At 34.4% G+C, this 6,349-nt stretch carries 8 protein-coding genes; all 8 read left to right on the top strand.

From position 1 onward, the window contains the following. Positions 1 to 71 precede the first annotated feature (71 nt). Positions 72 to 1,715 carry a GspE/PulE family protein gene (locus ISALK_RS09870; RefSeq protein WP_160721774.1) on the top strand — a complete coding sequence of 548 codons (1,644 nt, stop codon included), beginning with the start codon at positions 72 to 74 and terminating at the stop codon, positions 1,713 to 1,715. Between the two features lie 14 nt (positions 1,716 to 1,729). Continuing rightward, entirely contained in the window at positions 1,730 to 2,935 is a 1,206-nt protein-coding gene (locus ISALK_RS09865) for a type II secretion system F family protein (protein WP_160721772.1), read from the top strand. Between the two features lie 19 nt (positions 2,936 to 2,954). Then, positions 2,955 to 3,326 (top strand): type II secretion system protein, encoded by a 372-nt coding sequence (locus ISALK_RS09860; RefSeq protein ID WP_160721770.1) that lies wholly within the window; start codon positions 2,955 to 2,957, stop codon positions 3,324 to 3,326. Positions 3,327 to 3,388: 62 nt separating this feature from the next. Then, positions 3,389 to 4,297, top strand: a complete 909-nt coding sequence (locus ISALK_RS09855) for a hypothetical protein (RefSeq protein ID WP_160721768.1) — start codon at positions 3,389 to 3,391, stop codon at positions 4,295 to 4,297. Further along, positions 4,272 to 4,811, top strand: a complete 540-nt coding sequence (locus tag ISALK_RS09850) for a prepilin-type N-terminal cleavage/methylation domain-containing protein (protein WP_160721766.1) — start codon at positions 4,272 to 4,274, stop codon at positions 4,809 to 4,811. The genes ISALK_RS09855 and ISALK_RS09850 overlap by 26 nt, the downstream gene beginning before the upstream one ends. A gap of 5 nt (positions 4,812 to 4,816) precedes the next feature. Continuing rightward, a complete protein-coding gene (locus tag ISALK_RS09845; protein WP_160721764.1) occupies positions 4,817 to 5,152 on the top strand; it encodes a type II secretion system protein in 336 nt (111 codons plus the stop codon). 47 nt (positions 5,153 to 5,199) lie between these two features. Next, positions 5,200 to 5,721, top strand: coding sequence for a prepilin-type N-terminal cleavage/methylation domain-containing protein (locus ISALK_RS09840; RefSeq protein ID WP_160721762.1), 522 nt, complete (start codon positions 5,200 to 5,202; stop codon positions 5,719 to 5,721). Between the two features lies 1 nt (position 5,722). Next, a complete protein-coding gene (locus ISALK_RS09835) occupies positions 5,723 to 6,328 on the top strand; it encodes a hypothetical protein (protein ID WP_160721760.1) in 606 nt (201 codons plus the stop codon). The last annotated feature ends 21 nt before the right edge of the window (positions 6,329 to 6,349 follow it).

Here is a 6,349-nt window from a genome sequence, read left to right as displayed (position 1 = left end):
TTTGTAGAATATTAATAATTATAAGTGAATAAATCATACTGGGGTTAAATAAACAAGGGGAGGGAAGGGGCATGAATCTATTATTTAATACAATCAAAGTTCCTCAAAAAATGGAGAATATACTAAAAGAAGTGGGTTTTAGCGAATGTGCAAAGATAGATGCTCTACTAGAGTCTTGTCCGGAACTAGAAACTTCCCTGTATAAATCCTTAGCAAAACAATCTAATATTCCCTTTATCCGTTTAGATAACAAAACAATACCGGAGGATTGTTTCTGCAAAATGCCAGAAGCATTGTTAAAACTGCATAAAATGATTCCTTTTTCCAAAATCAATGGGCATCTGCATATGGCTTTTGAAAACCCTTATCCGTCGATGCAATATGAGGACTTAAAGCTCTACCACAGTGGAAAAATCATTCCCCACATAGCCACCCGAAGTGAAATCCTGCAACGAATCGAAAAACATTACAGAAAAGATGCTATTGAAAAGTTACATACAAAATCTGCAAACACGACCTTAAAGGAAGAAGAATTAAACTATCATGCAAATGATCCTACCGTCCGTTTGGTTAATTCTTTTATTAAGAAAGCAATTCAAGAAAAATCCAGCGATATCCATATTGAGCCTAAAGAAGATCAAGTGGTCATTCGCTTTCGCATCAATGGAGATATGATTGAGTATGATCGTTTGGAAGAAAAAACTTCGTCAAAAATTATAACTCGGATAAAAGTAATGGGAGGCATGGATATTGCAGAGTTTCGAAAATGTCAGGATGGAAAGTTTGAGTTCGACCTTGGATTAGAAGAATCAGAAAAAATTGATATTCGAGTGTCTATCATTCCTACAATTTTTGGAGAAAAGATGGTATTGAGGATTTTGAATCGACAACGGATCTCTTTAAAATTAGATCAATTAGGATTCACAGCAACACAATTAAGGAAAATAGAAAGCCTATTGCAATATAGTAACGGTATGGTACTTTGTTGCGGTCCAACGGGAAGCGGAAAATCCACAACTCTTTACTCAATGATTGAAGGGATGAAACATAAAAAACTTAATGTCACTTCCATAGAGGATCCTGTGGAATATAAAATGCCGTCAATTAATCAGATTCTTGTTAATGACAAAGCCCATATTACTTTTGCAAACACCTTAAAATATGTACTGCGCCAGGACCCTGATGTGATTATGATTGGAGAAATTAGAGACAAGGATACTGTAGACTTAGCCATTCGTGCCTCCATAACCGGACACTTGGTTTTAAGTACCCTCCATACAAAAAATGCGGTCTCTACCATTACCCGTTTATTAGATATGGGGGTGGAACCCTACTATATCAATGCTGCCCTTGGAGGGGTTATTGCTCAGCGTTTAGTAAAAAAAATCTGTCCAAACTGTAAAACTATTTATCATCCCAGCAAAGAAGAAACTTTGATGTTCGAGGAGATTAACAAAGTGCCGCTGTATCAAGGAGAAGGCTGTGAGGAATGTAATTACACTGGTTCACAAGAGCGTATTTTAGTCTCTGAAGTTTTAGAATTGAACGACGCAATTAAAACTTTGGTTGTGCAAGGATTTGATCAGGCAAAATTTAAAAAAGAATTAGGGAAAATACATAAAGATTCCTTACAGGCGAATTGTAAAGCCTTGTTGTTACAAGGAAGCATTGCTTTAGAAGAATTTAAACAATTTTCATTTATGGATCTTCATTAGCGAAAGGAGGAATCATGGAAATCTATAAATATACAATACTAAAGAATTCCGGAGAAATTCTCCAGGGGGAAATTCAAGGATATAATAGAAAGGATGCGATATCCAGGCTTTTAAATGATGACCATACGATATTGAAAATCAGACGCAAGTATCTTAATTTGGTCGACAAACCTCTTTATGAATCTTATACAAAAAGAATTAAACTTCTGATACTTATGGTCAATCAATTAAAAGTAATGACGTCTTCCGGTCTTTCCATTATGGAATCTATTAAGTCTATGGAAGAGCATACAGATGATCGGACTATGAAAAAAATTTTGAAAAACATTTACTCTAACTTGTATTATGGCAATTCAATGAAGGATAGTTTAGATCCAAAAGTATTTCCTGATTTTTTTATTCATATCATCGGGGTAGGAGAAACCAGTGGAAATTTGGAGGAAGCATTACATTCCCTTTCCCTTTATTATACTAGAGACTTGACTTTTTACCATAAACTGAAAAACATGTTAATCTATCCGACGATTTTACTGTTTTTCTCTTTTATTATGCTACTTGTTACAACTAATTTTCTTATACCAAATTTCATTGTATTCTTAGAGGATGGAGTGAATTCCCTACCATGGTATTCAAGAGTTGTTTTTAGCTTATCTTCATTCATTCAAAGGCTATGGCCTATAATATTATCCTTACTCTTGATATTTGTATTTATATTTTACAATAAATCCCGTTGGTTTTTAAAACATAAAATATTTTCCTTGCTTTTATTGAAAACTCCAATCATCAGTAAACTCCTAATCAAAAGAACCCTATTAAAATTCATAAAGAACCTAGAAGTAATACTTCTCAGTGGCTCAAACTTAACCTACGCTCTTAAATTTCTACAAGAACAAAACAACAACCCTATGTTTCAAAAAGCTTTAAATAGTATTCAAGCAGATATATCTAAAGGACATAAATTCTCGGAAGCATTAAATAATGAAGAAACCTATTTTTCTTCACTGATTGTAAATATGGTTGCTGCCGGTGAAAAATCGGGAGACTTGGTTTTTGTATTAGGAAAAATCAGTGAATATTTACAAGAGGATTTAGATCAAAAGACCAAAAGATTCATTGCTCTTTTAGAACCGGGTTTGATTGTATTTATGGCTGTATTTGTTGGCTTGATACTAGTATCCGTCATGGTACCGATATTTAGTTCCTATGAATTCATGTTATAAAAAAGCTAAGGAGAATATAATGGGAAATAATAAAGGATTTACCCTAATAGAATTGATCACTGTTATGGCGATTTTAACAATTTTAATGGGAATTGCTGTGCCGAGAACCTATCATATTCGGGAGAATGCCGCTTTGAATGTGGACATTAACAATGGGAAATTAATAAAAAACAATATAGATATTTATTATAGCATTTATGAAAAGTGGCCCCAATCTTCCGAAGATATTTTTGGTCCGGGGAGATATCTTTCAGACCCTCCCATTGTCCAAAGTCGAAACGGAGTATTTCTAATTGATAATAAGGGAAGGGTTCAAGTTATAAGTGGCAATGAAGTATATTGGTGTAGCAGTGGAACAACTACTCGGATTACAGTAAATATATTGAAGTGAAAATATATGCTTAGACTACTAATACAAAGTAGCCATAAACATATTATACGAGGAGGGACTTTATGGAAAAATTTACGAGTTTAAGTTTTTATGAAGACACTATGAAATACATAAGTGTACAAAAGGATAAGAACACTTGGGAATTAAAAAAACATGGGGACATTCCTCTTTTGAAGGACCCACAAAACCCTAATAACCTTCAATGGCCACAAAAACAGCGGGAGATTTTCGGAAAAAAAAGGTTGCTGAAAAGCCATGGGTTACTAACACTGGAATCTCATCACACCTATTTAAATATGAAAAAAGTAAATACCATAAAAAAATTTAACCCCCAGGATATCATTCGTTACAATTATGAAAATTCCCTACCGATTCTTTTTGAGAAAGAGCGTTTTGTTTTAGATTATAGTATTGACCACTTTCATGATACCAATACCACGGAAATCGCTTTTATGGGAATGCCGAAGGAAAAAATAAATAACTTCAATCGACTAGCTTTAGACCTTAACATAAAGAGTTTATCCGTAAACCCTTCCTACCAGTATTTCAGAAATTTATTAAGAATGAAACCCGATATAAAGACTAACTACGAGTACACACTATATATAGATTCATCAAAAACTTTCTTAACCTTCGTGTTGATTCATAAGAATAATCCGATCTTTAAAAGATCCTTAGGTATCAATGAAGACCTGGAAAAAAATATCAATAATTATTTTTATTCCTTAAAATATTATATAGCAGTCCCGAAAGTTTTCATATTTTTATGCAATACTACTCAGAAAACCGAAAATTTATTACTCGAAATTACAAAAAAATACTATGATGCTGCAACACAAAAAGCCCCTGAATTTCTTATGGAGTCATTGGACTTTAAAGGGTTGGATGAACAGATTTTACATGAATATCAAGATTGCTTCATTGCTCTGGGCGGGAGGTTTCTTATTGAATCTTCAAAAGGAAATAAATAACCCTCGTAAAAACCGAAACAGGAGAACTCCCATTTCAATAAGTTCTGCTGTAATCATGAAGAGCGTTACACTAAAACCTGGCTATAAGAGAGAAAATAAGGGTTTTACCTTAATTGAAATACTCTTGATCTTAGGGATTATGATGCTTCTATTTGCCATGGTTGTACCAAATAAAAGAGAAATCAACGATGACTTATTGCTTTATCAAACCACCGCAGAAATTGAAAATGCAATAAAACTGGCCCGGCATTTAAGCATCGATGAATCCAAAACTTACCGGGTGGACATTAAAGACCAGACCCTTACTATAAGACAGTATTTGCATAATACAACACCAGTTTTCACACTGCAAATTCCTAAAGTGATCGAAGTGGAAGTAACCACGAATAATGTCATTTCTTTTAATCGAAACGGAGGAAGCAGCTACCATCGGATTTTAATTAAGAATCGTAAGAACGAACAATACGTTATTCAAACAGCCATAGGATCCGGAAGAATCTATATAAGTAGGTGATGGAGATGAAAAACAGTAAAGGGTTTACACTATTGGAAGTCCTAATAGCTTTGGGAATTATGAGTATAGCCATGGTTTTTCTAATAAATGGTATCCACAACATCGATACTCTGTTTAATGAAAATCAGCGTACTGTGGAAATGGGAAAGGTTTTACAAAGTAACATAGAAATGATTTTATCCCAAAAAGAAGAACTCGCAGCCCATACCTATCACTATGATGACTATTTAGTAGAAGTATTCCTCGAACCTTTCCGAAATTCCGATCTTATTTCTGTGACTGTTGTAATTGAAAGCCCCACGGAGGATAGGCTTAGCGCTGTGGTTCTTTATGATCCATAAAAAATATATTTCTAAATAAATAATTAAGCTCCAGGGGGGATGGGGATATGAAAATAAGAAACAGACTGGACAGTAAAGGTTTTACACTTCTAGAGCTGATGCTGACGTTACTTTTAAGTTCCCTTTTGATTTTAACTTATGCTACCATTGTTTTACAGTCTGTGCAATACTGGCAGTATCATATAGAACAAGTACGTGTTCACGAAAATCTGCAATACGCGCTACACTATATTGAAAAAAACATTCGGCAATTCAACCAACAAGAAATCCAGTATATCCCGGATATGAAACAAATTATCAGCCGAAATTCTCAAGGGGAGTTAAGTTACATGGACTTTAGCGGAGAAAACCTTAACCAATGGAACACTTATCTATACTATCAAAAAGGAAATCGCCGGTTACTAATTAACCGTAAAAGAGAGAATAACGTTCTTGCCCAGGATATTGACCAGTTAATCATAAAAGAAGTTCAATCCGGAGCCCTTATCGAAGTTTCTATAAGTTCTAAGGATACACAGGGTAAAGAGCATACACTGAAATCACAAATTCGAATAAGCCCCAGGAGGTAAAATGAAAAGATCTAATAGGAATGGGTATGCAACAATTTTAACTATTGTAACCATTGGAATACTAAGCATCTTAATATTGGGGATTTTGAATCTTCACTTTCTGAACCATAAAATAATTCGATCCAATGAGAGTAGTATAAAAGCCTATTATCTAGGGGAGTCCGGTGCTGCTTTATTGAAGAACGAAGTGGATAATACCTTTGAATTATTCTTTGACGAATATGTTGTCATGTTGGAATCAGAAGAAACTATTACGGAATCCGCCATCGGTGAAAATAATCTTCATCAAAAGAATGAACAAAGTTTTAAGAACTTTGTCATGGGAAAAAATGAAGTGCGTGGATTAGAGAGAGTCCAACAAGAGGAAGATGTTTTCGATCGGTACACAGATCCACATGGCTGGAGGTTGGAAGTGGTTTATGACGAAAATGAAATTCGATTATACGCCACTGGCCATTACCGAAAAGCCCGAAAACGGATTGTTTCAATTATCAGCTACCCCAATGTTACAATGGTTGGTGAAGGGGATGAGAAGCATCATTATCAATATGTTCCATCAGAAATTTTGATTTATTATCAAGGATATGAAGGAGATTTTATAGATTAAATTGCCCACTGATTTTCTGTT

Origin of the sequence: Isachenkonia alkalipeptolytica (assembly GCF_009910325.1) — a bacterium.
GTDB classification, from domain to species: Bacteria; Bacillota; Clostridia; order Peptostreptococcales; family T1SED10-28; genus Isachenkonia; species Isachenkonia alkalipeptolytica.
The sequence above is the reverse complement of the archived record's forward strand: the minus strand, read 5'-3'. Positions and strand labels throughout refer to the sequence as shown.